Source organism: Streptomyces sp. NPDC029169 (assembly GCF_055563935.1).
Window position 1 is genome coordinate 201,602 of sequence record NZ_JBVHXA010000008.1, and the last position, 24,857, is coordinate 226,458.

The 24,857-nt window shown below is 69.2% G+C and carries 21 protein-coding genes; 13 read left to right on the forward strand and 8 right to left on the reverse strand.

The window, feature by feature from the left end; all coding sequences use genetic code 11:
• Window positions 1-78: 78 nt before the first annotated feature.
• A complete protein-coding gene (locus ACZ4VI_RS17885) occupies window positions 79-849 on the forward strand; it encodes an HNH endonuclease family protein (RefSeq protein WP_468000151.1) in 771 nt (256 codons plus the stop codon).
• Window positions 850-893: 44 nt separating this feature from the next.
• On the opposite strand, the gene ACZ4VI_RS17890 is transcribed toward ACZ4VI_RS17885, so the two are convergent.
• Window positions 894-1,604 (reverse strand): N-acyl homoserine lactonase family protein, encoded by a 711-nt coding sequence (locus ACZ4VI_RS17890; RefSeq protein ID WP_468000152.1) that lies wholly within the window; start codon window positions 1,602-1,604, stop codon window positions 894-896.
• Window positions 1,605-1,692: 88 nt separating this feature from the next.
• Here ACZ4VI_RS17890 and ACZ4VI_RS17895 point away from each other — a divergent pair, with 88 nt between their 5' ends.
• The gene (locus tag ACZ4VI_RS17895) at window positions 1,693-2,439 is read left to right on the forward strand and encodes an N-acetyltransferase (protein ID WP_468000153.1); all 747 of its coding nucleotides are present in this window, start codon (window positions 1,693-1,695) and stop codon (window positions 2,437-2,439) included.
• 122 nt (window positions 2,440-2,561) lie between these two features.
• Here the strand turns inward: ACZ4VI_RS17895 and ACZ4VI_RS17900 are convergent, their stop codons facing one another.
• Together ACZ4VI_RS17900 and ACZ4VI_RS17905 are read right to left on the reverse strand one after the other, a co-directional pair.
• Window positions 2,562-3,323 carry a hypothetical protein gene (locus ACZ4VI_RS17900; protein ID WP_468000154.1) on the reverse strand — a complete coding sequence of 254 codons (762 nt, stop codon included), beginning with the start codon at window positions 3,321-3,323 and terminating at the stop codon, window positions 2,562-2,564.
• A gap of 78 nt (window positions 3,324-3,401) precedes the next feature.
• Window positions 3,402-4,091 (reverse strand): hypothetical protein, encoded by a 690-nt coding sequence (locus ACZ4VI_RS17905; RefSeq protein WP_468000155.1) that lies wholly within the window; start codon window positions 4,089-4,091, stop codon window positions 3,402-3,404.
• 216 nt (window positions 4,092-4,307) lie between these two features.
• Between ACZ4VI_RS17905 and ACZ4VI_RS17910 the strand changes: the two genes are divergently transcribed.
• From ACZ4VI_RS17910 to ACZ4VI_RS17940, 7 genes are all read left to right on the forward strand, one after another.
• The gene (locus ACZ4VI_RS17910; protein ID WP_468000156.1) at window positions 4,308-6,401 is read left to right on the forward strand and encodes an N-6 DNA methylase; all 2,094 of its coding nucleotides are present in this window, start codon (window positions 4,308-4,310) and stop codon (window positions 6,399-6,401) included.
• Between the two features lie 136 nt (window positions 6,402-6,537).
• Window positions 6,538-7,047, forward strand: coding sequence for a hypothetical protein (locus tag ACZ4VI_RS17915; RefSeq protein WP_468000157.1), 510 nt, complete (start codon window positions 6,538-6,540; stop codon window positions 7,045-7,047).
• Window positions 7,044-8,564 (forward strand): protein kinase domain-containing protein, encoded by a 1,521-nt coding sequence (locus ACZ4VI_RS17920; RefSeq protein WP_468000158.1) that lies wholly within the window; start codon window positions 7,044-7,046, stop codon window positions 8,562-8,564. Before ACZ4VI_RS17915 ends, ACZ4VI_RS17920 begins: the two co-directional genes overlap by 4 nt.
• A gap of 10 nt (window positions 8,565-8,574) precedes the next feature.
• Window positions 8,575-9,834 carry a phospholipase D-like domain-containing protein gene (locus ACZ4VI_RS17925; RefSeq protein WP_468000159.1) on the forward strand — a complete coding sequence of 420 codons (1,260 nt, stop codon included), beginning with the start codon at window positions 8,575-8,577 and terminating at the stop codon, window positions 9,832-9,834.
• Window positions 9,835-9,962: 128 nt separating this feature from the next.
• The gene (locus ACZ4VI_RS17930) at window positions 9,963-10,343 is read left to right on the forward strand and encodes an LppU/SCO3897 family protein (protein ID WP_468000160.1); all 381 of its coding nucleotides are present in this window, start codon (window positions 9,963-9,965) and stop codon (window positions 10,341-10,343) included.
• A 327-nt stretch (window positions 10,344-10,670) separates the two neighbouring features.
• Window positions 10,671-11,471: a helix-turn-helix domain-containing protein gene (locus ACZ4VI_RS17935; protein ID WP_468000161.1), complete on the forward strand. Its 801-nt coding sequence runs from the start codon at window positions 10,671-10,673 to the stop codon at window positions 11,469-11,471.
• On the forward strand, window positions 11,468-11,740 hold the full coding sequence (locus ACZ4VI_RS17940) for a ribbon-helix-helix domain-containing protein (protein ID WP_468000162.1): 273 nt from the start codon (window positions 11,468-11,470) through the stop codon (window positions 11,738-11,740). The genes ACZ4VI_RS17935 and ACZ4VI_RS17940 overlap by 4 nt, the downstream gene beginning before the upstream one ends.
• On the opposite strand, the gene ACZ4VI_RS17945 is transcribed toward ACZ4VI_RS17940, so the two are convergent.
• On the reverse strand, window positions 11,715-12,287 hold the full coding sequence (locus tag ACZ4VI_RS17945; protein WP_468000163.1) for a DoxX family protein: 573 nt from the start codon (window positions 12,285-12,287) through the stop codon (window positions 11,715-11,717). The two genes, ACZ4VI_RS17940 and ACZ4VI_RS17945, sit on opposite strands and share 26 nt — an antisense overlap.
• A gap of 675 nt (window positions 12,288-12,962) precedes the next feature.
• Between ACZ4VI_RS17945 and ACZ4VI_RS17950 the strand changes: the two genes are divergently transcribed.
• Together ACZ4VI_RS17950 and ACZ4VI_RS17955 are read left to right on the forward strand one after the other, a co-directional pair.
• Window positions 12,963-19,160, forward strand: a complete 6,198-nt coding sequence (locus tag ACZ4VI_RS17950; protein ID WP_468000321.1) for a DNRLRE domain-containing protein — start codon at window positions 12,963-12,965, stop codon at window positions 19,158-19,160.
• Window positions 19,151-19,480, forward strand: coding sequence for a hypothetical protein (locus ACZ4VI_RS17955; protein WP_468000334.1), 330 nt, complete (start codon window positions 19,151-19,153; stop codon window positions 19,478-19,480). The genes ACZ4VI_RS17950 and ACZ4VI_RS17955 overlap by 10 nt, the downstream gene beginning before the upstream one ends.
• A 1,050-nt stretch (window positions 19,481-20,530) precedes the next feature.
• On the opposite strand, the gene ACZ4VI_RS17960 is transcribed toward ACZ4VI_RS17955, so the two are convergent.
• A complete protein-coding gene (locus ACZ4VI_RS17960) occupies window positions 20,531-20,887 on the reverse strand; it encodes a DoxX family protein (RefSeq protein WP_468000164.1) in 357 nt (118 codons plus the stop codon).
• A gap of 61 nt (window positions 20,888-20,948) precedes the next feature.
• Here ACZ4VI_RS17960 and ACZ4VI_RS17965 point away from each other — a divergent pair, with 61 nt between their 5' ends.
• Window positions 20,949-21,848: a LysR family transcriptional regulator gene (locus tag ACZ4VI_RS17965; RefSeq protein WP_468000165.1), complete on the forward strand. Its 900-nt coding sequence runs from the start codon at window positions 20,949-20,951 to the stop codon at window positions 21,846-21,848.
• On the opposite strand, the gene ACZ4VI_RS17970 is transcribed toward ACZ4VI_RS17965, so the two are convergent.
• Window positions 21,832-22,029, reverse strand: coding sequence for a DUF397 domain-containing protein (locus ACZ4VI_RS17970; protein WP_468000166.1), 198 nt, complete (start codon window positions 22,027-22,029; stop codon window positions 21,832-21,834). The genes ACZ4VI_RS17965 and ACZ4VI_RS17970 overlap by 17 nt on opposite strands.
• Window positions 22,011-22,853 (reverse strand): helix-turn-helix domain-containing protein, encoded by an 843-nt coding sequence (locus tag ACZ4VI_RS17975; RefSeq protein ID WP_468000167.1) that lies wholly within the window; start codon window positions 22,851-22,853, stop codon window positions 22,011-22,013. The genes ACZ4VI_RS17970 and ACZ4VI_RS17975 overlap by 19 nt, the downstream gene beginning before the upstream one ends.
• 220 nt (window positions 22,854-23,073) lie before the next feature.
• Here ACZ4VI_RS17975 and ACZ4VI_RS17980 point away from each other — a divergent pair, with 220 nt between their 5' ends.
• Complete coding sequence (locus ACZ4VI_RS17980) at window positions 23,074-23,355, forward strand: hypothetical protein (RefSeq protein ID WP_468000168.1); 282 nt, start codon at window positions 23,074-23,076, stop codon at window positions 23,353-23,355.
• Between the two features lie 67 nt (window positions 23,356-23,422).
• Here the strand turns inward: ACZ4VI_RS17980 and ACZ4VI_RS17985 are convergent, their stop codons facing one another.
• Window positions 23,423-24,607, reverse strand: a complete 1,185-nt coding sequence (locus ACZ4VI_RS17985) for an acyltransferase family protein (RefSeq protein WP_468000169.1) — start codon at window positions 24,605-24,607, stop codon at window positions 23,423-23,425.
• Window positions 24,608-24,857 lie beyond the last annotated feature (250 nt).

A 24,857-nucleotide genomic window follows, 5' to 3' on the forward strand; every position in this document is an offset into this window, starting at 1 on the left:
GCTACGCGCCCTCTGTCGATCCCGCGCGTCGAACGGCGTAATGGTCTGGACCATGAAGGGCCTGGCTAGGATCCCGGAGTGCCCAGCTACCGAAAGACAACCCGCAAGACCCTCCCTCTCGCCCTACTTGCCTCCGCCACCCTCATAACCACCGGCTGTACGAAGGCCCCTGACGGCTCCCCGACCGCAGGCGGTGGCTCGTCGGCGTCCGCCACGTACGGAACCAGTCCCTTGGCCGACCCCGACGGAACGAAGCCGGGGCTGGCCCCGATCTCGTCCGAGAAGGACGAGGCGAGAGCGCGCGAGCTGATCTCCAGGCTGACGACCAAGGGGCGGGGGCCGAAGACGGGCTATGACCGGGACGAGTTCGGCTACGCGTGGATGGACACGGCGGACGGTGTGCCGCTGGCGCGGAACGGCTGTGACACGCGGAACGACTTGTTGAAACTGCACGGCCAGAACGTCCGGTTCCGGGCCGGTTCCGACTGCGTGGTCGTCTCGATGGACCTGCACGACCCGTACACCGGCAAGGACATCGCCTGGAAGAAGGCGAAGGCCGCCGAGGTGCAGATAGACCATGTCGTACCGCTGTCGTACGCCTGGCAGATGGGCGCCGCCCGGTGGAACAAGGACAAGCGGCAGCGCTTGGCGAACGACGCCCTCAATCTGCTGCCGGTCTCGGGCTCCACGAACTCCGCCAAGGGGGACTCGGGGCCGGCCTCCTGGCTGCCGCCCAACAAGGCCATCCGTTGCTCGTACGCGGTGCGGTTCGCGCAGGTGGCCGATAGATACGAGCTGCCGGTGACAACCGCGGACAAGGCAATGATGCTCAACCAGTGCGACGGCTGAAGTCGCTCTCCGGATTGATGAGGTAATCGTTGGCCCTGGCGGTACTAACCGCTGTGCTCGGCGGGCTCCCAGACTGAGGAGTCGTGAGCGAAGAGCACGCGGCGGGGATCGAATTCAGTGAGCCGCTCCAGCCACGGCTGATAGGTGGGAAGCGGTGGTTCGCTGCCTTGGAGGGCGGCCTGGCGGGCCAGGTGGTCCGAGGCGAAGTGGGACGCGAAGTCGTGGGCCTGGCCGGCGAGGACCAGAGTGCCGTCGCTCTGTTGGATCACGAGTGACTGGTGCCCGGCGGTATGCCCGGGGGTCGGGATGATCCGGACTCCCGGCCAGACCTCGGCTTCTCCGGTGATTTCCTCGTAGGTCGCGCCGGGAAAGTCGATGAGTTCGTCGATCGTGTAGCCGCCCTGGCGGGCGGTGGCGAGCTCCGTGGACTGCACCAGGACGGGCTTGCCGCCCAGCAGGGGATTCCCACCGCAGTGGTCGAAGTGGAGGTGGCAGTTCACCACCAGGGAGATGTCCGTGAGGGTGACTCCTGCGGCCGCGAGGGCTGCCTCGAGCGGCCTGCGGTGAGGGCGATAGTGGGCTTCGGTTTCTGGGTCAGCAGCGCCGACTCCGGTGTCGAAGAGGAGCAGTCCTTCGTCGCGCTGCACGAGATAGGCGAGGACGGGTTCAACTCGTGGCTGCGGGCCGCCGGTTTCCGATGCCGGCCGGATGAAGTAGCCCAGATCGAGCCGACGTACTGCCGTCTGCTTGTTCATCGGGCCATGCTGGCAGGTCGCGCTGCCCGGAGCAGAGGCTCCCGTAAATCGTTTTTCCGGCACGCGAACGGTCGTTAGCCTCCGGCCCATGGAGCTGAACATAACGACCCTCGCCGAGCGCCCCGAACTCGAAGGCGCGATGTGGGCGATGAAGGACATCTGGCCGGAGTTCATGCTCAACGATCCGGTGGGCTGGTCCCACTTCGGGCGGATCGTCGCCGAGCTGCCGGAGTACGTCCTGGTCGCCACCGACGCCGGCGGCAAGGTCGTCGCCCGCGCCCTGAGCGTCCCCTTCAAGCTCCGGGCCGAGGGGCGCGGCGCACTGCCCGGAACCGGTTGGGACCAGGTGCTGCTGTGGGCGTTCTCCGACCGGCGGCACGGGCGCGTCCCGGACACCGTCAGTGCGATCGAGGTCACCGTGGACGCGAGCGCGCTCGGTCAGGGGCTCTCGGCGAAGATGCTCGGCGCCATGCGGGACAACGCCCGCCTCCTCGGCTTCTCGGAGGTCGTCGCCCCGGTCCGCCCCAACGGCAAGCACCTGGAGGCCGCGTCCTCCATCCACGAGTACGCCTTCCGTACACGCGAGTCGGACGGCCTGCCGCACGACCCGTGGCTGCGCGTCCACGTCCGTGAGGGTGCCACGATCGAGGCGGTCGCCCCGGCCTCGATGACGATCGGCGCTTCCGTGGAGCAGTGGCGCGCCTGGACCGGGCTGCCGTTCGACACGGACGGCCCGGTGGAGGTCGAGGGCGCGCTGGTACCGGTGCACTGCGAGGCCTCCCGCGGCTACGCCGTGTACGTCGAACCGAACGTGTGGGTCCGCCACCGGCTGTGAACCGCGAACTGGCTGTGAACTCGGCACCGGCTGTGAACCGCGTCAGCCTGTGAACAGCGCGAAGGGTGTGAAGGCCGCCCCCTCCGGCGGCCCTCACACCCTTCGGCACTGCACCCGCGCCGTCAGCCGGCCTTCTCCTCCTCGACGACGTCCTTGGCCGCCGGCGCCTTCGCCTCGACCGGCTTGCCGTAGTCGGTGAACGTCATCGTCCCCGGCTCCTCGCCGCCCGCCGCCACGATCTTCAGGATGAGCGGCTCCCCCTCCGTCGCCACGTAGACCGTCGTCGTCTCGCCGCCGGACTTCTCCGTGAGCGTCAGCGCCTTCTTGCCGCCCACGGTCGTCTCCTTGCCCTTGACCGCGAGGTTGATCCCCTGCTCGAAGTCGCCGAGGAGGCCCTTCAGGTCGCAGAGTTCGAGGTTGTCCTTGGCGTCCGGGTCGGTCACCGGCGTCTTCATCCAGCGGCCCTTGAGCTCCTTGAGGATGGCCTCCTGGACCTCGGCCGACTCGCCCTTCGACTGCTCCTTCAGGAACGCCTCGTCGAAGCGGAGGTAGACGTCCTTGTCGTCCGCCTTGATCAGCTCGGCCGTACCCGTCGCGCCGACCGTCAGGGTGCCGGCGCACTTTCCGCTCGTGTCCATCGCCAGGTAGGCCTTCATCGGCCCGTCGGTCGTCTTCGTGTCGAGGCCGAGCGTGAGGGAGTCGGCCTTCTTCGTCGCGGCGATCGCCTTGTTGGCGATCTGCGGGCCGGTCAGGTCCCCGAAGGGACCGGAGGCCTTCGCGTCGTCGGAGAAGGGCCCGCAGGCGGTGGCGCCGAGCGCGAGGGCGGCGCAGAGCGCGGCGGCGAGGGAGGTACGGAGGGAACGGGGGCGGACGGTGGCAGACATGGGTGTTCTCCGGGGGTGGGAATACGGGCGGTACGGGGATTGCGGGGGTGCGGGCGGTACGGGGGAGTGCGGTCTGCGTCAGCCGGTCTTGACCCAGTCGCCGCAGCCCGAGGTCTTGAAGTAGGCGTCGGAGGCCGAGACCTTGGCGATCGCCGTGCCGGAGACGTTGTTGTTCGCGAGGATCGCGTCCGTGCCGTGGCTCGCGTCCTTCGAGCGCTCCCAGTAGCAGGCGTCGTCCTCGTTTCCCGTCGACTTGTACGTGCCGGGCGCGATGTCGACGCCCACCTTGAACATGCCGCCGTCGCCCTTGAGTTCGTTCTTCGGGGTGCCGGTGGCCTTGGCGTCCACGGCCTCCCACTCCCCGCAGCCCTGGGACTTGAAGATCTTGTCCGTGGCCGCGATCTGGACGTAGCTGGTGCCCGTCACGTTGTCGTTGGCGAGGATCGAGTCGGTCTCGCCCGAGGAGTCCTTGGCGCGCTCCCAGTAGCAGCCGGCGTCCTTGTTGCCGCTGGAGCGGTAGAGGCCCGGCTTCACATCCTTGCCGACCTCGAAGTCGCCGTCGCCGTCGATCGTGGCGACCTTCTTCTCCTGCGGGGCCTTGGTGTCGCCGCCCTTCTTCGCCGGCTGCTCCTGCGTCGCCTTGCTCTTCGGGGACGTGGTGTCGCTGCCCTCGCACCCCGTCGCGCCGATCACGATGAGCGCGACGATCGCGCCGGTGGCGGTGAGCGTCTTGTGGCGGGCGAACCAGTTGCGCTGCTGCTGAGACATGGCTGTGGCACCTTCCGGGACGTGGTGTGAACTCCGTCTGCGATGGGTCAATCACAGCAGAGCCTGTGAACCGAGTCAACACGATTCACAGAATTTGATTCGGCTCACGCTGTGAAGTGGTGGGCCTTGCATTCATCAGTAAGATCGGGGTCACAACAACGGGTCCGTGTGGAGACGTGCGGACGACGTCCGAGCGGGACGAGGGGAGTCAGCCAGGTGCCGGAGCACGCAGCAGAGGTGACCGCCGCCGGAATCGCCCGGCTGGCCGGGGTCGGACGGGCCGCCGTGAGCAACTGGCGGCGCCGCCACGCCGACTTCCCCCGGCCCGTGGGCGGCACGGAGACCAGTCCCTCCTTCGCGCTCGCCGACGTCGAGAACTGGCTGCGCGCGCAGGGCAAGCTCGCCGAGGTCCCCCTGCGCGAGCGGGTCTGGCAGCAGATCGCCGGCCACCCGGCGGGCGCCGTCACCGCCCTCGTCCAGGCGGGCTGCGCCCTCCTCCTCGTACGGGACCGCTCGACCGCCTGGCCGAAGCTCGCCGCCGTCTCGGACGAGCGGCTCGCGGAGACCCTGCCGGTCGCCCTGGAGGAGGTCCTCTCCGAACGGTTCGGCGCCGAGCGGGCGGTCCGTACGCCCACCGCTGCCGAACTGGCCCCCGCCGTACCCCTGCTGCGCGGCGCCGCCGACCTCGCCGCCGAGACCGGTGCCCGCCAGGCCTTCGAGTTCCTCCTCGGCCGTCACCTCGACGCCAACCCGCGCCAGTACACGCTGACCCCGCCCGGCCCCGCCGCCCTGATGGCCGCCCTCGCCGCCCCCGGCGCCGGCCCCCGCCCCACCGTCCTCGACCCGGCCTCCGGCACCGGCACCCTGCTCCGCGCCGTCGACCACCCCGGCGCTCTGCACGGCCAGGACGCCGACCCCGACCTGGCCGCGCTCACCGCCCTGCGCCTCGCCCTCGCCTCCGACGCCGACATCCGCGTACGAACCGGTGACAGCCTGCGCGCCGACGCCTTCCCGCACCTCGCGGCGGACACCGTGCTCTGCCACCCGCCGTTCAACGAGCGCAACTGGGGCCACGACGAACTGGCCTACGACCCGCGCTGGGAGTACGGCTTCCCGGCCCGTACGGAATCCGAACTGGCCTGGGTCCAGCACGCCCTCGCCCGGCTCCGCCCCGGCGGCACCGCCGTCCTGCTCATGCCGCCCGCCGCAGCCTCCCGCCGCTCCGGCCGCCGCATCCGCGCCGATCTCCTGCGCAGGGGCGCCCTGCGGGCCGTCATCGCCCTGCCCGCAGGGGCGGCCCCGCCCTACGGCATCCCGCTCCACCTCTGGGTGCTGCGCAAGCCGGCCGCCGGCGTCACCGCCTCCCAGGAACTGCTGCTCGTAGACACCACCGCCACCATCGCCGACCACATCGGCGGCGCGGGCCGCGACAAGCTCGACTGGCAGGCCGTCCACACCGCCGTACTGGACGCGTGGCTGCCCTTCGACAAGCACGGCACGGTCACCGAGACCCCCGGCGCGAGCCGGGCCGTGCCCGTCATCGAACTCCTCGACGACGACGTCGACCTGGCGCCCGCCCGCCACCTCCCGCCCCCCGCCGCGGGCGGCGGCGCCGCCGAACTCCTCGCGGTCCGCGACCGGCTGGCCGAGACCCTCGGCCGTACCGTCGCGCTCACCCCGCCCCCCGCCCTCCCCGCGGACACCGCCGCCGACCCGACCGCGGCCGCCCGGCTCACCGGTGTCACCGTCGGCGAACTGGCCCGCACCGGAGCGCTCGAACTGCGCGCCGGCGGCACCGGAACGGCCTCCTTCACCGGCGGTCCCGTGCGTGTCCTCACCGAGAACGACGTCTTCGCCGCCCAGCCGCCGTCCGGCTCCCTCCCCGACACCGCCCCCGACGGCGAACCCGAGGAGCCGGTCCTCCTCGCCGAGGGCGATGTGGTCGTCCCTGTCCTCGGCGGGGGCTCCCTCGCCCGGGTTGTCGACGCCGCCACCGCCGGCGCCGCGCTCGGCCGCAACCTCCAGCTCCTGCGCCCCGACCCGGCCGCGCTCGACCCCTGGTTCCTCGCCGGGTTCCTTCGCGGCACCGCCAATACCCGCCAGGCCAGCAGTTACGCCTCCACCGCGACCCGGCTCGACGTCCGCCGCCTCCAGCTCCCGCGCCTGCCGCTCGCCGAACAGCAGCGGTACGGGGAGCGGTTCAGGGTCCTCGCCGAGTTCGAGGACGCCCTGCGGCTCGCGGGCCGGCTCGGCGAACAGCTCGTGCAGGGCCTGTACGACGGCCTCGCGGACGGCACGGTGGCGCCCTGATCCGTACAACCCTGGAGCTGTTGTCGCTGTCGGTGTATACGCTCGTCTCCGCAACCGACCCGAGTGCCCAGGAGCAGGAATGTACGGCTACGGCTACCCGCCTCCGCCATCACCGCGTGCTGCCGTTCCGACGTCCGTGATCGTGCTCCGCGTGCTCTTCGCCGTGCTTCCGCTGCTCAGCCTCGGGTTCCTGACGTGGGCGACCCTGATCCGGCTCGCGGTCGTGACCCGGCGCGCGCTCGACTGGGTCCTGTGCGGGGTCTCGGCGGCTGTCATGATCACCGGCATGATCCTGCTGCCGCCGGACATCGAGACGACGCAGGCCGATGTCGCGATGGGCATGATCCTTCTCAACGCGGCGGCGTTCACGGCCTACTTCCTCGTCGTGGACATCCGGCACGACAAGGTCCGCCTCGGCGTCCCGGCGTCCGCGCCCGCGCCCTACAGCCCGTACGGGACGACGGTGCCGCGGCCCCAGACCGGTTACGGCTACCAGCCGCAGCCGGTGGCTCCGCCTCAGCCGCCCGCGGTCCCACCACAGCCCCAGCCGCCGGTGCAGACCCCCCAGCCCGCCCCCCGGATCGACCAGGTCCGCGCCGAGCTGGACGAGCTCAGCCACCTCCTCCGTAAGGACGAGGGGAAGTGAACGGACGCGTCATCGGCGGGCGGTACGAGCTGTCCACCGTCATCGGCCAGGGCGGCATGGGCCAGGTCTGGACGGCGTACGACGGCCGGCTCGACCGCCGCGTCGCCGTCAAGCTGCTCCGTCCCGCCACCATGACCGGCCCCGCGACCGCCGCCGAGGAGCTGCGGCGGCGCTTCGTGCGCGAGTGCCGGGTCACGGCCCAGGTCGACCACCCCGGCCTGGTCACCGTCCATGACGCCGGAAGCGACGGCGACGACCTCTACCTCGTGATGCAGTACGTCGACGGCGCGGACCTCGCCGACCATCTCGCCGAGCACGACCCGTACCCCTGGGAGTGGGCGGTCTCCGTCGCCGCGCAGCTGTGCGCGGTGCTCGCCGCCGTGCACGCGGTGCCGATCGTCCACCGCGACCTGAAGCCGCGCAACGTGATGGTGCGCTCCGACGGCACGGTCACCGTCCTCGACCTCGGCGTCGCCTCCGTCCTGGACACCGACACCACCCGCCTCACCCACACCGGTTCGCCGATCGGCAGCCCGGCGTACATGGCGCCCGAGCAGGCCATGGGCGGCGCCGTCGGCCCGTACACCGATCTGTACGCGCTCGGTGTCCTGCTCCACGAACTCCTCAGCGGCAACGTCCCGTTCGCCGGATCGACCGCGCTCGGTGTGCTGCACCGCCACCTGTACGAGCCGCCGCTGCCGGTCCGCCAGCTGCGCCCCGAGGTGCCGGAGGCCCTGGAGGCGCTCGTGCTGCGGCTGCTCGCCAAGGACCCGCAGCACCGGCCGTCCGGGGCGCACGAGGTGTACGAGGCCCTGCTGCCGCTCCTCCCGGCGCGCGGCGCCCCTGCCGGCCCGCTCGACCCGACGCGCCCGTTCCTGCGCCCGCACGCGCCTTGGCCGGACCGGGCGTCCAGCGGTTCGTCGTACCCGGCCCCGCCGGTCGCGCCGCCCGTCGCGCGCCCCGACGTGGCGGCCACGGTCGACGAGGTCAAGCGCCTGCTGGGCGAGGGCTCCCTCACCCGAGCCGTGGACCTGCTCGGCTCGATCCTGCCCGCGGCCGCCGCCGAGCACGGCGAGCACTCGCCCGTCGTCCGCATCCTGCGCAAGCAGTACGCGACGACCCTCATGGACGACGGCCAGTACCGCCGTGCCCTGCCGGAGCTGCGCCGCCTCGCGGACGACCGCGCGGCGGAGGCCGGCCCGGCCGATCCGCAGACCCTGCAGTACCGCTACGAGGCGGCGCAGTGTCTGGAGCAGCTGGGGGAGACGGCCGCCGCGCTGACGGAGTACCGGGCCCTGCTCCCGTTCCACGAACACGGCGCGGACCAGGCCCGGTTCTTCGACCTCCGCCGCCGGATCGGCAACCTGCTCCTGGCGATGGGCGACCACACGGCGGCCCATCAGCAGCTCCAGGCACTGCTCTACGACACGGAACGGGCATACGGCCCGTATCACGCACTTCCGACGGACCTGCGTCGCGCGCTGGCGCGACAGCAACAGATGGGCCGCCTTCCCTGACAATGCTCCGGTGACATTGATCAAGAGCAAGTTCAGAACGGGCGCCGCCTCACTCGCACTGGTCCCCCTCCTCATGGCCGCACCGGCCGCGGGAGCGGAGTCCGTCCCGACCGTGACCACCGGCCCGGTGTTCAACGATCCGTCGGGCGACACGGCCGCCGAGGGCCGCATCCTCGGGCACCTGGGACGCCTCATCAACGGCGCGGAACCGGGATCGTCCATCCGGATATCCCTGTACCTGTACGGGTCGGAGTGGCTGACGGACCAGCTGCTCGCGGCACACCAGCGCGGCGTCACCGTCCAGATGGTCCTCGACCACGACAGCACCGGCTGGGGGGCGGGCAAGCGCCTGCAGGCGGGGCTGACCGGGGAGTCCTGGGTACGGTTCTGCAAGGAGCAGGAGGCCTGCCTCGCCAAGGACCCGGGCACGACGGCGGCGGACCCGAACGGCTGGTACGACAACGTCAACCACAACAAGACCTTCCTCTTCTCCCGTACCAAGGGCAACGGCGTCGTCCCGGTGGACAACGTGGTGGTGCAGTCCTCCGGCAACCTCGTCGAGTGGGACCGCGTCAGCGGGTGGAACGACGCGATGACGGTCGCGGGCAACAAGGAGCTGTTCGACGCGTACACGGCGTACTTCACCGACCAGGCCGCGGCCGCGGCCGGGGAGACGCCGCAGGTCGACGACTACGCGCACGACACGCAGGCGGGCCCTGCCAAGGTCTACTTCTTCCCGCGTTCGACCACCGACGTGGTCGTGAACGTCCTCAGGACGGTGGCCCAGCCGGTGGGCACGGAAGCCCCCTGCTACGGCAACGACGCGGGCTTCGGCACCTCCGACGGCCGGACGAAGATCCGGATCGCCCAGGGCCACATCACCCGCCCCGAGGTGGCCGAGGAGCTCTGGAAGCTCGCGGACGCCGGCTGCCATGTCGACATCGTCTACCGCAAGCTCGACAATGCCCCGAACACGGCGGTGGCCGGCTGGCTGACCAGGCCGACCGCCAAGGGCCGTATCGCTCTGCACCAGCTCTACAACGACGAGCGCGGCGGCACCGGGACCCACACCAAGTACCTGCTGATCGAGGGCGCGTACCTCGGCGGCAAGAACAAGAAGATCGTCTTCACCGGCAGCCACACGTACACGGTCACGGCCCTCAAGTACAACGACGAGACAATGCTGAAGTACGAGGACGCGGCTGTATTCGACGCGTACGTCCAGAACTTCGAGGCGCAGCGGGCGGCGGCCGAGAACGAGGGCCTGTAGGACCTGACGAGGCGCCAGGATCACGACTCCGCAACTGATCGAGTAGTGGATCTTTGTGGTCCGTTTTGCCCATTCGGGTGGTTGTAACGTTCGCGTCTGATCATGCTCACGTCCCCAAGGAAGCCCTCATGACGACTCCTCCCGCCACCCCCGACCAGCCGCTCGCGCCCGCCGAGCCGGAGAAGAAGAAGGGCGGGATCGGCAAGAAGATCCTGGGCGTCGTCGTTGCGATCGCCGTCGCCCTGGCCGTGAAGCTCGGCCTCCCCTACCTCACGGGCGACGCCCCCGTCCACGCCAAGGTCGGCGAGTGCGTGACGGTGACCGGCCCGGAGAACGACCCCGAGGTCAACAGCAAGCCGTGCGGCGAGAAGGCCCCCGACCTCTACAAGGTCGTCAAGGTCGTCGAGGACACCTTCGACGTGGAGAAGTGCGGCGACGTGAGCGAGGTCGCGCTCGCGCAGCAGCTGGAGTCGCTCAAGTTCGTCCTCTGCCTGAACCCCGTCAAGTAGCGGACGCCTGAACGAAGTCGAGGGGGCCGGACCCGGATGGGTCCGGCCCCTTCGCGTGCGCGGGGACGTCCGGGCCGTGGTCGCCCACGGGGCGGTGAGGCGCGAGATCAAAGACCAAAGAACCGGGGGAAAGAACCCTCCCCACCCCTCCAGCCTCCCCAGGGCGCACCCGTCACCCACACGAGCGAACTGTGCCAACTGGGCTGGATTTGATGCCGGTTGCCTGGCATATGCTCACGGCGACCGCACCGAAAACAGTTCGGCCCCCGGCCGGGACTCGCAATCCCGACCGAGAGCCTGACCAACGAGGAAGAAGCAACCTTCCCGATGGATACCCAGCACCCTAGCGCGCCCGCCTCTCGCGGAGGCGTCATCCACGTCAACGTGAAGCACACCAGCTGCTTCGTCGTCATCGGCAACCACCTCGCCCAGCACGAGAAGCTCTCGCTGCTCGCGATCGGCCTCGCCGTCCACATCCAGTCGCTTCCCGCCGGCGCCTGCATTTCGATCAGGTCGCTCGCCGAACGCTTCCCGGAGGGCGAGATCCGCATCGCCGCCGCGCTGCGGGAGCTGGAGGCGTACGGCTATCTGGCCAGGACCCTCGAACGGCTGCCGGGCGGCCGGATGGCGACGCGCACGGTCTCGTACAACCGCCCGGGGGCGACGGAGCCGGACCCGGAGCCCGATCCTGACGAGCCGGACCCCGAGCGGGACCTGGAGCCGCAACCGGAACCCGCTCTTGCGCCCACGCCGGCCCCGCCTCCGCCGCCGGTCCGCCTCCCCGAGGGCCCGGCAGTAGACCTGCTCCTCGGCCTGCGGGCCCACGAACCCCGCCTGCTGCTGTCGGTACGAGACATCCACCGCCTGGCCCCCGGCGTCGACGCCTGGTTCACCCGGGGAGCCCACCCGGACGCCGTCGGCCGCACGCTCACGGCAGCACTCCCCGACGACCTGAAGCATCCGGCGGGCCTCCTGGCCTATCGCCTGACGACCCTGCTCCCGCCGCCCTTGCCTCCGACGCCCCCGGCCCCCTTGCAGACCTGCGAGGACTGCGACCGCGCGTTCCGTGCCCCGGAACCGGGCCGCTGCCGCGACTGCGAGACGTCGGCAAGGGTGCGTGCCGCGTGAAGCGAACGACGATCAGCGTCGACGAATCGCTGGACGCTCGGATGCGTCACGAGGCCGCCCGGCGTGGCATGTCTGTCTCGGAGTGGATGCGCGAGGCGATCGCCGCCCATCTGCCGGGCGGGGAACAGGGCGACGCCCCCGTTCTGCGCAGATTCAACTCCGCCGCTTCGGGATCGAGTGGGCGCAGCGACATCTCGGAGCGTATGGAGGAACTGCTGGCCGGCCTGGCGGAGGGGCGCGACCTCATTGCTGAGGAGGAGGCGCAGTAGGCGCAGCGCCAGAGGGAGAGCGCGTGAGCGATCTCGTCGTCGCCGTGTTTACCCTGCTGCCCTGACGGCGAGGGCGAGGGAGGCGATCGCCAATGCCAGGAAGCCGGCCGGGGAAGGCGATGTTGTGCAGCACGCGCTTGTGGATGTGCAGTGCGACCGCGCAGACGAAGAACGCGATGAGCCCCGCCGCCGCGGCCACGCCGATGAGCGGGACGCCCAGGAGACCCAGCAGCAGCCCGGACGCGCCGGCCGTCTTGAGTACGCCGAGGCCTGGAAGCCAGGACTCCGGGACGCCCACCTCGGCCGAGCCTGCTCCTCGGCCTGCGGGCCCACGAACCCGCCTGCTGCTCTCGCTACGGGACATCCACCGCCTGGCCCCCGGTGCCGACGCCTGGTTCGCCCGGGGCGCCCGTCCGGCCGCGGTCCGCCGCACCCTCACGGCGTGCCTCCCGGCCGACCTCAAGCATGCAGCAGGCCTCCTCGCGCACCGCCTGACAACCCTGCTCCCGCCGCCCTTGCCTCCGAGCCCCCCGGCCCCGGACCCCATGCAGACCTGCGAGGACTGCGACCGCGCGTTTCGTGCCCCGGAACCGGGCCGCTGCCGCGACTGCGAGACGTCGGCAAGGGCGCGTGCCGCGTGAAGCGAACGGCGATCAAGATCGACCTCCGCTGGACGCAGTGCGCGGCATGACCTCGTCACTCACATGCCCGGCAGAGAACGGACCGACGCACCCCTCCCGCCCACGTTCCACCCGTCAGATCAGTCGGAGAACTCCACCCGAGCCCTTGCGTGGCAGGCAGGTCCACGACAGAGACGCTTCAGGGGTGATGGTCTGTTGCCGCATTCCGACAGGGCACCTATGAACGAGATGTGACGCTTAGTCATCAATGGAGCTGAAGCCGACGCAGCGTCATGCGACTGAAGGTGACTACTTTTAGTGATCTTGAGTTGGGGTTGACTATGTGATGCGTCGCGCGGCATTCGGTGGCTCTCGCGACCCATGGCCCCGTAATGGTGCTGTGACCTGCGATGATGCAGGGATCCCTCCTTCGGGCCCTCGATTCTCCGACCGTAGGATCCTGCCCTGGAGCCACAGGCGTGGCTCATCAAGGGGAGGAAATCTTCACTGTGAGTGATCAAATAGCGCCGCCGGGCGGTATGGGGGGTAGATGGCTGAGAGCGAGTACGTTGCGCCGTCTTGCTCTGGCCGTGGCCGGCCTCATGGTGGTCGAGACGGCCGTCGTGGTGGCTTCGACAGGCCAAGCGGTTGCGCTCTCGTCGCAACAGGAAACGCTGCCGGCCCTTGAGGCGCCCGCACCCACTGAGGCGGCGGACCTGTCCTCGGCTCAGGTTGCCGCCCGACTGTCGGGTAAGCGAGTGGAAGCGCTGTCGGAGCGCACGGAGTCGTCGACGACGTGGGCGAATCCTGATGGCACTGTGACGCTCGATGCCGCATCGGGACCGGTCCGGTTCCGTGACGAGGCGACGGGCAAGTGGCAGAACATCGACGTCGAGCTGGCGAAGGGTTCGGACGGCTCGGTCGCCGCGAAGGCTCATCCGTTGGGGCTGAGGCTGGCGGGCAAGACGCCGGCCACGCAGGCGGCGAGGGTGATGTCGTCCGGCGATGCCGGCGACTCGCAGACCACGCCTGTTTCGCTGGTGACGCTGGATGCCGGCGAGGACCGTCAGCTGGGTCTGTCGTGGCGCGGTGTGCTGCCGGAGCCCTCGGTGTCGGGCACGAAGGCCCGATACGCCGACGCGCTCACGGCGACTGACCTGATCATCGAGTCGACCCGTACGGGATTCGAGCAGTTCCTTGAGCTGAAGGACCGCTCGGCGATCGACGCGAACGGCTCGGTGACGCTGACGCTGAACGCGGAGGGCATCGAGGCGCGGGCGAACGCGGATCGTTCGGTGACCTTCCTCGATGCGAAGTCCGGCAAGCAGGTGGGTGTGCTGCCTGCGCCGGTGATGTGGGACGCCTATGTGGACCCGAACTCCGGGGAGCACACGCGGCGGGCTGATGTCGGCCTGAAGGTGACGCAGAGCGGTGGCGCGGTCGATCTGACGCTGACGCCGGATGCGGACTTCTTGGCTGATCCTGAGACAAAGTTCCCGGTCACGGTCGACCCGGCGGTGAACATCGGGTCGAGCTTCGACACGTTCGTCCAGCAGGGCTACACGACGGACCAGTCGGCCTCGACGGAGCTGAAGCTCGGCAACAACGGCTCGGGGCAGATCGCGCGGTCGTTCCTGCACTTCCCGATGGCGCAGATCACGGGCAAGCAGATCCTCAGTGCGAAGCTGAACCTGTGGGAGTTCCACTCCTGGTCGTGCACGCCGAGCAGCTGGGAGGTCTGGGACACTGCGCATGCTTCGACCAGTACCCGGTACACCGCTCAGCCGAGCTGGAACAACAAGTGGGCGACGACGACGGCCACGAAGGGCTACTCGTCCTCGTGTGGTGACGGCTGGGTGTCCCAGGACATCAAGAGCCTGGCGGCGGCCTGGGCGGCCAATGGCAACAGCAGTAACGCGATGGGTATCCGGGCGACGACCGAGTCGGACCCGTACTCCTGGAAGCGGTTCAACTCGGGCAACGCGGCATCGAACACCCCATACGTGTCGGTCACGTACAACACCATCCCGACGGCCGGCAACCCGATGACCGCGGTTCCCGGACGTGCTGCCGCGGGCAAGAACTGGACGACCTCCACCACGCCTACGCTGAGCTACGCGCTCAGCGACAAGGAAACCAACTTCCTGCGGTACAAGTTCGAGCTGTGGGAGGGCAGCACCAACCTGACGGTCTACGACTCCGGCACCCAGGACCCAGTCGGGAGCACCGTCTCCTACACAGTGCCGTCGGGCAAGCTGGTCAACGGACGCACGTACTGGTTCTGGGGCATTGTCAGCGACGGCAGCGCCTGGTCGCCGTGGACCCCCAAGTACTACTTCACCGTCGACACCACCAAGCCGGCCACGACCGCCGTCTCCTCTGGTGACTTCCCGGCCAACACCTGGACGGACGGCACCAAGGACACGAACGAGAACTACTCAGGCTCGTTCACCTTCACCCCGCCCACGAGCGACGTCACGGCGGTGGAGTACAGGCTGGACTCCGGAACCTGGACCTCTGCCGCGACGACCGGGGCCGCGGTCAGCAAGACGCTTTTGTTCCCCGCGGGCAAGCACACCGTCTCCGCCCGCACCTGGGACCCTGCCGGGAACATCTCGTCCGAGACGTCCCACGTCTTCTACGCGGGTTCGGGTGCGGCGCTGCTGGCCCCCGGTCAGGGCGAACGCCCGGCACGGCGTGTGGGTCTTGCAGCGGAGGGCCTCACCTCCTACACCGGCGTGACCTACCAGTACCGCCGGGGCGAGACCGACACCTGGAAGGACGTCCCGGTCGCCGACGTGCGACAGGGCTCCGACACGGTCGCCGGCTGGCCGGTAGCCGTATCGAACGGCAAGCCGGCAGGCCTGACGTGGAACATCACCGACACCCTTGCCGAGGACGGCCCGATCGAGGTCCGGGCCGCCTTCACCGACGGCACGTCCCCACCCGCGTACTCGCCGGCGAACGAGATCACGGTGGACCGGAACGCCGGCACCGCGCCGTCGGAAGAGGCCGGACCGGGTTCGGTGAACCTGCTGACCGGTGACTACACGCTGTCGGCGACCGACGCGTCGCTGTTCGGCCTGTCGGTCTCGCGTACGGCGTCCTCTCGGCGCCCCGACGCGGGCGGAAAGCAGGACGGCCAGGCGGCGATCTTCGGTCCGCAGTGGACCTCCGGCACGACCGCCGAGATCACCGAGTCGGACTGGGCCTACCTGAGGCAGACCACCGCCACCTCTGTTGCATTGGTCGATGTCGACGGCGAGGAGCTCGGCTACACCGCCACCACGGGTGGCGGCTGGAAGGCGGAGCCCGGTGCGGAGGACCTGACCCTGACCGGCTCGCTGACCGGGTCGTTCACGCTGAAGGACACCGAGGGCACGGTCACCGTCTTCACCAAGCCGGACCCGACCGCCACCACCTGGCAGGTCGCATCCAGCACGATGGACGGCCTGACCCAGTCCACGACCACGGTGATCTCCGAGACCGTGACGATGGACGGCAAGAAGCTCGCCCGCCCGAAGCGGGTGATCGCCCCGACCTCCGCCGCCTCGGCCACCACCTGCACGGCGACGCCGTCGACGAAGGGTTGCCGGGCGCTGGAGTTCGTCTATGCGACCACAACCACGGCGACCGACACCGTCTTTGGCGACCACGCGGGCCAGGTCAAGGAGATCCGGGCCTGGTCAACCGAGCCCGGTGCGGCGGCGGCCACGTCAAAGGCCGTGGTGACCTATCGCTACGATGCCACCGGCAAGCTGCGTCAACAGTGGAACCCCAATCTGCCGCAGAGCACCCAGGTTCAGTACTCCTACGACTCGGCCGGCCGCGTGGACTGGCAGCAGTCGCAGTCGGAGCTTCCCTGGTCGTTCGTGTACGGCAAGGCGGGCAACGCCGCCACCGCTGGCGACGGCATGCTGCTGAAGGTCAACCGCTCCGGTCTGCAGCAGGGCACCACGGACACCGAGTCCGGCACCGCAACGACGAGCATCGTCTACGACGTTCCGCTGACCGGTGACAATGCCCCGTACAAGCTGGGGATCGCGGACGTCGCGGCCTGGGCCCAGAGCGACGCCCCCACGGACGCGACCGCCGTCTTCCCGGCCGACGCAGTTCCTGCCGCGCACTCCGGCGGCGGACTCGGGGCTACGGACTATCGCCGGGCCTCGATCACCTACACGAACGCCTCCGGGCGCCAGGTGAACACGGTCGACCCGGGCGGCAACGTCACCACCACCGAGTACGACCACTTCGGCAACACCGTCCGCGAGCTGACCGCAGGCAACCGGGCCTTGGCGCTCGGCGGCACCGCTGCCGACCAGGCCACACTGACCGACCTCGGCATCGTCGGCCTGTCCCCCCAGGACCGCGCCGACCTGCTGGCCACGAAGTCCGTCTACGACTCCAAGGGCTCCCGCGAACTGGAGGAGTTCGGCCCGCTGCGCCGCATTACTCCGACCGGAGGCGGTCAGTCGGCCGTGGCGCGTTCGTGGACGGTCAACGAGTACGACGTGGGCCGCCCCACGGACGGCACCGCAAAGGTCGAGAACCAGATCACCAAGGTCACCACTGGTGCTCAGGTCCTGGGCTCCTCGACCATGACCGATGCGCGCGTCGCCCAGACCGTCTATGACTGGGGCAAGGGCCTGCCGATCAAGACAATCCAGGACCCGGCCGGTCTTGCGATCACCGAGACCACCGAGTACGACGACCTGGGGCGCGTCACCAAGCAGCTCCTGCCCGACGCCACCGGCACCGACGTCGCCACCCGCGTGACCACCTACTGGTCCGCGACCGGCACCGGCACCTGCGCTAGCCGTCCGGAGTGGGCCGACCAGGTCTGCTCCACCGGCCCGGCCGGCGCCATCACCGGCGGTGGATCGAACCCGACCGAGCTGCCGACGACCACTATCGAGTACGACTGGTGGGGCAACCCGACCAAGGTCACCGAGACCGCCAACGGTGTCACCCGCACCACCGCCAACACCTATGACAACGCCGGCCGCCCGATCACGAGCGTCGTCACCGGTGGGCTTGGACAGGCGGTTCCCGAGTCCACGGCCGAGTACGACGTCTACGGCCGGGCAGTCAAGACCGTCTCGCCGACCGGCGGCACCATCACGAAGGAGTACGACAAGCTGGGCCGACTCATCTCCTATACCGACGCCGACGGCGGCGTGACCCGGACTGAGTACGACCAGCTGAACCGGCCGGTCAAGACGACCGACTCGGCGCCGTCCACGGTCACCTACACCTACGACACCACCGCTGAGCCCCGTGGCCTGGTCACCTCCACCACGGACTCGGTCGCCGGCACCTTCGCCGCCACCTACGACGCCGACGGCTCCGTCGCCACCGAGAAGCTCCCCGGCGGCTACACCCTCAGGGTCACCGAGGACGCCACCGGAGCCGCGGCTTCCCGGGTCTACACCCGTGACAGCGACGGCCAGGTCGTCTACTCCGACACCGTCGAGGAATCCGTCCACGGACAGGTCACCCAACATGCCGGCTGGTCCGCGCAGAAGTACACCTACGATGCCACGGGCCGCCTGACCGTGGTCGACGACATCGTCGGCGACATCTGCACCCGTCGTACCTACGGCTTTGACAAGCGCACCAACCGCACCAGCAAGACCACTGCGGAAGGTGCCGCGGGAGCCGCCTGCCCAACCACCGGAGGAATCACCACCACCCACACCTACGACAGCGCCGACCGCCTCGCCGACACTGGCTATGTTTACGACGCCCTCGGCCGCACCACGAACCTGCCCGGCAGCCAGATCGGCTACTACACCAACGACCTGGTCCACCAGCAGATCGCGAGCGGCCGGCGTCAGACCTGGCAGCTCGACGCCAACCAGCGTCGGCGTTCCTGGACTGTCGAAGAGAATACCGACGGAACCTGGAACCAGACCGCGGCCAAGGTCAACCACTACGACAGCGACGGCGACAACCCCCGCTGGATCACCGAAGACATCGCCAAGGGCATCATCAGCCGCAATGTCGACTCGGCCTCTGGCGACCTCGCCGCCACCACCAGTGGAATCGGAAACGCTGTCCTCCAACTGACGAACATCCACGGCGACGTCGCCCTCCAACTGCCGCTGGAGGCGTCCGACGCCCCCCTGGTCCTGGACAACGACGAGTACGGCAACCCCCGCACCGGCCAGCCCGCCGTCCGCTACAACTGGCTCGGCGCCAAGCAGCGCTCCAGCGAAACCCTCACCGGCCTTGTCCTGATGGGCGTTCGTCTCTACAACCCGACCACGGGACGTTTCCTGTCAGTCGACCCGGTCTATGGCGGCGGCGACAACGGCTACGGCTACCCCGGAGACCCCATCAACCAGTTTGACCTCGACGGCAGATCGTGGTGGGACAAGGTAAAAGCGGGTGTCAGGAAGGTCGGGCGTGTCGCCTGGAAGTACAAGTGGGACATCGCTCTCACTGCCGCCACCTTCGTTCCTGGCCTCGGAGCCGCAGCCTGGGCCTACCGGGCATACCGGGTTGTTCGCCTCGCGCGTGCCGCGCGTGCGGCGGGCAACCTCAGGAAGGGCTCGGTGGGGGCGACGCGGGCCACGTCATGGCTCGCGGGTCGTATGTGGGTCGGCCGAGGGGCTAGCAGACAGCTCGCGAGGAATGGAGCCAGATGGCTACAGAAGGGCCTATACCATTATCGTTCTGCTGTGAGGAAGGGCAGGAATTGGTCGTCGAACCTCGAGTATTCGGAAAAGGGCAGACACGACTACTTCAACTTTCACATCACTCACCGTCCCCGGAAGAGGTGGGCACCATGGTGGTAGTGCGGGCCGACTGGCCTGAATTCGGTCGCATCGGCCTTTGTCAGAGCGGGGATTACGCCGGGTGGTACGCCTTGCTGGTCCCTGAGGTCGACGGCTGGTGGGCCTGCTACCTCCGCGACACGGAAAGCGGGTCGGAAGACGACTTCTCGGTCAGTGACGGGAATGTGACCGGGGTGGTCCTGTCGATGGCGGTCGTCTGGCTTCAGGGCGAGGAGGCGGAACTTCGCGAGCGCGAGGTATTCGGCCTCTGGGATGAATGGAACGCGAGACAGAGGAAGGACTCCTCTACGTTCGGTAAGTTCCTCAGAAGACGCCAGTAGTCGAAAGAGCGGCCTGCTCCTTCCTGGATTTTCGAGGGGGAGCGGGCCGTTCCGCAATTTTCACCGAGTGCACGAACCGTGACGGGCCGCCGCAGAAATCGGCGGATCATCACGAAAGTCTCGAAGGTGGCGTTGTTGACGCCCACGGTCTCGATCGCCTCGATGCCGTGCTTGTCGCGGAAGAAGCAGCAGAAGATCTGCCGGTAGTAGTACGACGACGGAGTCTCGTCGGGCCCGGTGTCTTCGCCGGCCCCGACGGCGTACACGCGGGCGCCGCCCCCCCCGGCCCTTCGGCTGTTGAACGAAAGGCAAGCATGCGGTCGAATATGACTCTCCGCGCATTTGTAGTAGCCACAGCATTCTCTGGGGCTGGGGCACTCCTTGCCTTTGCCTGCACGCGGGCCGGGATCGTCGAGGATCCGACCATGAGATGGGGTATCTGGTGGGGAATGACAGTATTTGGAATGGGTGTAGCCGTCCACCCGGAGGCGTGAGAAAAGGCGCCGCCTTCCATGCGTTGCATTCGGCGACAAGGAATGAAGGTACTCTGCTCCCGTGGGAACCGAAGTCATCTGACGTGAGATTCATGGGAATGCGTGATGCGACACAGGCGTGGGCTGCAGTGCATCCCCTTTTTGCGGGTGCGCTCGGAGGCGCCTTCGTAACGGTACTATTCGTCACAGTGGCCGACCTCGCCCCCAGTGAACTGATCCTTATCTTTACCTCGTTTGACATCCTCTATACGCTCACGGCGCTGAATGAGCGGCGCCGGAGGAGGAAGATGAATCGACCGAACCAGCGTCGCTCACTGTGATTGCCCGGCCGTCTCTCTCACGGATGGCGCGCTCCAGCAGTGGCGGCGCCCGACTGATCAAGTCCACCGCGTGACGTCCAGTCGGCCTGGCCCCCTGGCCGGCAGACCGCAGCCTTGCTGCTCTGGCAGCACCGGTCCTTGGGCTGGAGGTGGGCCGGATCCTCGCGGCGTGGCGCGAAGTGGCCACGGTGGACCGCTGGCACTTCGGGGCCGTACGCCTGCGCACATGGAGGCGTTCACCCTGCTGCCCTGACCGCGAGGGCGAGGGAGGCGATCGCCAGGGCCAGGAAGCCGCCGGGGAAGGCGATGTTGTGGAGCACGCGCTTGCGGATGTGCAGCGCGACCGCGCAGACGAAGAACCCGACGAGGCCCGCCGCCGCGGCCACGCCGATGGACGGGACGCCCAGGAGGCCGAGCAGCAGTCCGGCCGCGCCCGCCGTCTTGAGTGCGCCGAGACCCGGAATCCAGGACTCCGGGACGCCCACCTCGGCCGAGTTGGCGAGGACGAACTCCGCCCTCGCGAAGCCGGCCACGGAGTCGAATGTGTTGGCCGCGATCGTGACGGCCGTGATGACCACGTAGGCGATGAACATGCGTCAAGCCTCGCCGCGTCAGCCGATCGACGTCCAATACCTGCATCTATAACCTGCGGGCATGGATATCGACACCCGGCTGCTGCGCTATTTCCTCGCGGTGGCGGACGAGGGGAGTCTGACCCGGGCCGCCGAGCGACTGTTCGTCTCCCAGCCCGCATTGACCAAGCAGATCAAGCAGTTGGAGACCCAGCTCGGACTGCCCCTGTTCACGCGGTCCCGGAGCGGCATGACCCTCACCGCACCGGGCCGGGCCCTGGCCGAGCGTGTGCCCGCTCTGCTGGCCGACTGGGACCGGACGGTACGGGAGACGAAGCGCGCGGCCGGCCGGGCGGCCCGCCTGCTGCGCGTCGGCTTCCTGGCCAGCGCCGCGAACGAGACCACGCAGCACATCGTCGCGGAGTTCGCCCGCCGACGGCCGGGCTGGCGCGCCGATATGCGACAGTCCGCCTGGTCGAACCCGTCCGCCGGCCTCACCGCCGGAGACGTCGATGTCGCCCTGGTACGCCTGCCGTTCCCGGGCCAGGAAGCCCTGCGGATCGCACCGCTGTTCAGCGAGCCCCGCTGCATGGCGCTCCCCGCCGCGCACCCCCTGGCCGTACGCGACACGATCGACTTCCGCGACCTGTGGGACGAGCCCTTCGTGGCGGCCCCGCCCGAATCGGGTGCGTGGCGCGACTACTGGCTGGCCACCGACGAACGCGAGGGCCACCCGCCCCGTATCGGCGCGGTCACCGAGCACCCCGACGACTGGCTCAGCGCGATCGCCAACGGCTACGGCATCGCGCTCGCCCCGGAATCCGCATCCCGCTTCTACGCCCGCCCCGGCATCACGTACCGCCCTGTCACCGGCGTGAGCCCGAGCGAGGTCGCCGTCGCCTGGGCCCCAACCGACGACGCCAACGCCGTGATCCAGGACTTCGTCCACTGCTGCCGCGAGGCGTTCAGCCGCCGTCCTTGACGCCGTCCACGAACACGGCCCAGGCGGGGGCGGCGAAGAGGAGGGCGGGGCCGGTGGGGTTCTTGCTGTCGCGGACGGGGACGAGGGGGAGGGCGTCGGCGACTTCGAGGCAGGCGCCGCCTTCCCCGTTGCTGTAGGAGCTCTTGCGCCAGGTGACGGTGCTCAGATCGACGGCTCGCATTGTGCTTCCTCCAACGTCCGCATGATGAACTTCCGTGAATCCGCCGGGGACAGGGACAGATCGCGAACTCGATCGTAGCGGAGCTGCAACAGGTCCACATCGGCCGTTCCGTCGATCAGACTGCCCGAAAATCCGGTCTCCACCCAGGCCACCACGCGGCCGTCCGCGAGCCGCAGGAAGATCACCTCGGTGTTGTTCATTGCGTGCAGCCCAGCGGAGTGGGGAACCACCTGGATGGTGACGTTCCGGCGGTCGCCCACCGTGAGGAGATGCTCCAACTGCTCCTGCCATTGCGCCTGATTCGGCAGCGGTGTGCGCAGCGCGGTCTCCGACAGGATCGTGCGGAAACCAAGGGCGTTGGCCCCCGTCAGCAGCTCTTGTCGCCTCAGGCGTGCCTCGACCTGGCGTGTCAGTTCGTCGCCCTCATGGAGGCCTGTCTCCATCAGTGTGCGTGCGTAGGCCTTCGTCTGGAGCAGGCCCGGCAGCAGGCAGGGCGCGTAGTGCCAGATGCTGACCGCCTCTGCCTCCAACGCCATGTACTGGCGGTACTTCTCCCGGAACTGCGTAGGGTCCGCGACCGCCAGCTCCCACAACGCCAGCAACAACCCCGGCGTCCCGTAATGCGTGTCCAGCGCCTGGACCACCTCCGGGCCGCCCAGCGTCTCGCCCTTCTCCATCTTCGAGAAGAGCGACCAGTCCCAGCCCAGCACCTCGCCCAGCCGCCGCAGGCTCTCGCCGCGCTCGGTCCTCAGCTTGCGCAGCTCCTCCGCGAACCGCTTGCGCGGTTCTTGGCTGCGGCCCGTCACCACGCGTCTCGCAGGCATCGTCGCGCTCCTTGTGGAAGATGTGGAACTACCCGCGCGACGTGGGGAAGTACCGCCCTGCAGCGCTCTTCGTTCCCTGGCCCGGGTCCATTCTCGTAGTGCCCGGATCACAGAGGGTAATCCACGAGGAGGGCAGGAATCCATGGAGTGCGGCGCTTTCATGTACGACCAAGTGGCTTGTGTGGTAGGGGAGTTTCGCGGCAGCGTCGGTCCGTACGCCATGCTTCGACCCGTCGGCGGCGGCCGTGAATGGCAGGCCGACCCCGCCGACCTCCGCCCGGCCACCGCGGCGGAACGGCTGAGCGCGGGCGTCAAGGCGGCCAACGCCCGCGCCCGTACCGTCGACCTGAGCCGCCCGCCCGAGCCGGTCCCCGCGTGCGAGGCCTGCGCCCTCCTCGCCGCCCAACGCCGCCAGGCCCGGGCCGACTTCGACGGCAGCGCGGAGACGGACGCGAACGTCCTCCTCCGCCGCCACCTCTCTCAGGACCACCTCGCCACCTGAACAGCACTCCACGCCAGGTCCATCCCCCGCCGAGGACCGCGTCGCGCAGAGGGCCCTCAGCTCCGCCTCAATGACGGGCGTCGCCCGCCGAGGCCATCGCCAGGTCGCGCGCCCGGTCCCCGCCCGGAGCCCGCGCATCCTGGACAGGCGCCGGGGAGTTGCGGCGGATCTCCTGGACACCGCGCCGCATCCCCGACCGCAGGCGCCGCGACAGCGGGCGTTCCACGAAGCGGTGGATCAGCCAGGACGCGACCAGCATGGCTGCCGTTACGGAGACGACGAGGGGGAGCGGCGCGACGCGGTCGCGGAAGTGGTGGATCAGCGTGATGCCCACCGCCATGTGGATCACGTACAGCGGATACGTGAGCGCTCCCGCGGTCCTCAGCCCGCGCCACCGGACGCGGTCCAGGAGACCGAGCGCGACGGCGGCGATCGCGAGGAAGCCGAGCGCGATGACCAGGCGCGCGGGCCAGGTCGGCAGCTGATCCGCGAGACGCACACCGAGGTTCGTCCGCATGCGCCCGGAGACGTAATGCTGGGCGAGCAGGAACTGGACCCCGACAATTCCCCACAGCAGCATGGTCGGCCGATAGCGACGCATCAGATAGAAGGAGATGCCAGCGATGAAATACGGCGCGTACTGCGGCATCGCCAAGAAGTGGAGCAGCCGGAGATCGGTGGTCGGTGCGGCGACCGCCGCCAGCGTCCAGATACCGCAGAAGAGAACGCAATTGCGGTACGTGACACCGCGCAGCACGACGAGCGCGAACAGCGCGTAGAACTTGAGTTCCACGAACAGCGTCCAGTACGAGTGGTCCACATGCCCCACGCCCAGGCCGCCCTGCATCATGGTCAGATTGACGAGGACGTCGCTCAACCCCTCCACATGGCGCACCTCCTCCACCTCGGGCATGAGCCACAGGGCGAGCGCGGTCAGCGCGACGCCCGCCCAGTAGGCGGGGAAGAGCCGGGATACGCGGGACACGGCGAAGTCGCCGACCGTGCGTCCCCAGACGCTCATGCAGATGACGAAGCCGCTGACGATGAAGAAGATCTCGACGCCGAGCCAGCCGTACACCGCGAAGGGGCGTAGTGCCGGAAAAAGCGCGAACGTGTTTCTGTCCCACGCGGCATTGAGGCCGATGTAGTGGTAAAGGACGACGATCAGGGCTGCTGTGATCCGGATTCCGTCCAGCGCGAAGAGACGATTCGACGGCTCCCCGCCGCCTTTGGCCCCGGTGGTGCCGGGCATTGGTGCGGCCTTCCCCGTGAATGAGTTGGTCCCGAAGGACCGTACAGGCGGCCCACAGCGACTACACAACTCGACGGGGCGTGTCCCTTCTCACCCGGCAACGGGGGTTTCGACGGTGCGTTTCTGCGCAGAAGCAGGGACCGTCATCGGCACCGGGGGGGGGGCCCCCCCCCCCCCCCCCACCACCCCCCCCCCCCACCCACCAAGACCGAGACAACGCCCCCCCAGACCCGCTAGCAGCCCCAGTGGG

Bases quoted from the DNA above. Each gene is read 5' to 3' on its own strand.
- ACZ4VI_RS17975 (WP_468000167.1), bottom strand. From the start codon at position 22,853: ATGCCTGCGAGACGCGTGGTGACGGGCCGCAGCCAAGAACCGCGCAAG.
- ACZ4VI_RS17905 (WP_468000155.1), bottom strand. From the start codon at position 4,091: ATGTCTCAGCAGCAGCGCAACTGGTTCGCCCGCCACAAGACGCTCACC.
- ACZ4VI_RS17930 (WP_468000160.1), top strand. From the start codon at position 9,963: ATGACGACTCCTCCCGCCACCCCCGACCAGCCGCTCGCGCCCGCCGAG.
- ACZ4VI_RS17970 (WP_468000166.1), bottom strand. From the start codon at position 22,029: ATGCGAGCCGTCGATCTGAGCACCGTCACCTGGCGCAAGAGCTCCTAC.
- ACZ4VI_RS17890 (WP_468000152.1), bottom strand. From the start codon at position 1,604: ATGAACAAGCAGACGGCAGTACGTCGGCTCGATCTGGGCTACTTCATC.
- ACZ4VI_RS17965 (WP_468000165.1), top strand. From the start codon at position 20,949: ATGGATATCGACACCCGGCTGCTGCGCTATTTCCTCGCGGTGGCGGAC.
- ACZ4VI_RS17900 (WP_468000154.1), bottom strand. From the start codon at position 3,323: ATGTCTGCCACCGTCCGCCCCCGTTCCCTCCGTACCTCCCTCGCCGCC.
- ACZ4VI_RS17960 (WP_468000164.1), bottom strand. From the start codon at position 20,887: ATGTTCATCGCCTACGTGGTCATCACGGCCGTCACGATCGCGGCCAAC.
- ACZ4VI_RS17985 (WP_468000169.1), bottom strand. From the start codon at position 24,607: ATGCCCGGCACCACCGGGGCCAAAGGCGGCGGGGAGCCGTCGAATCGT.
- ACZ4VI_RS17980 (WP_468000168.1), top strand. From the start codon at position 23,074: ATGCTTCGACCCGTCGGCGGCGGCCGTGAATGGCAGGCCGACCCCGCC.
- ACZ4VI_RS17895 (WP_468000153.1), top strand. From the start codon at position 1,693: ATGGAGCTGAACATAACGACCCTCGCCGAGCGCCCCGAACTCGAAGGC.
- ACZ4VI_RS17950 (WP_468000321.1), top strand. From the start codon at position 12,963: ATGGTGGTCGAGACGGCCGTCGTGGTGGCTTCGACAGGCCAAGCGGTT.
- ACZ4VI_RS17945 (WP_468000163.1), bottom strand. From the start codon at position 12,287: ATGGGGTCCGGGGCCGGGGGGCTCGGAGGCAAGGGCGGCGGGAGCAGG.
- ACZ4VI_RS17955 (WP_468000334.1), top strand. From the start codon at position 19,151: ATGGTGGTAGTGCGGGCCGACTGGCCTGAATTCGGTCGCATCGGCCTT.
- ACZ4VI_RS17935 (WP_468000161.1), top strand. From the start codon at position 10,671: ATGGATACCCAGCACCCTAGCGCGCCCGCCTCTCGCGGAGGCGTCATC.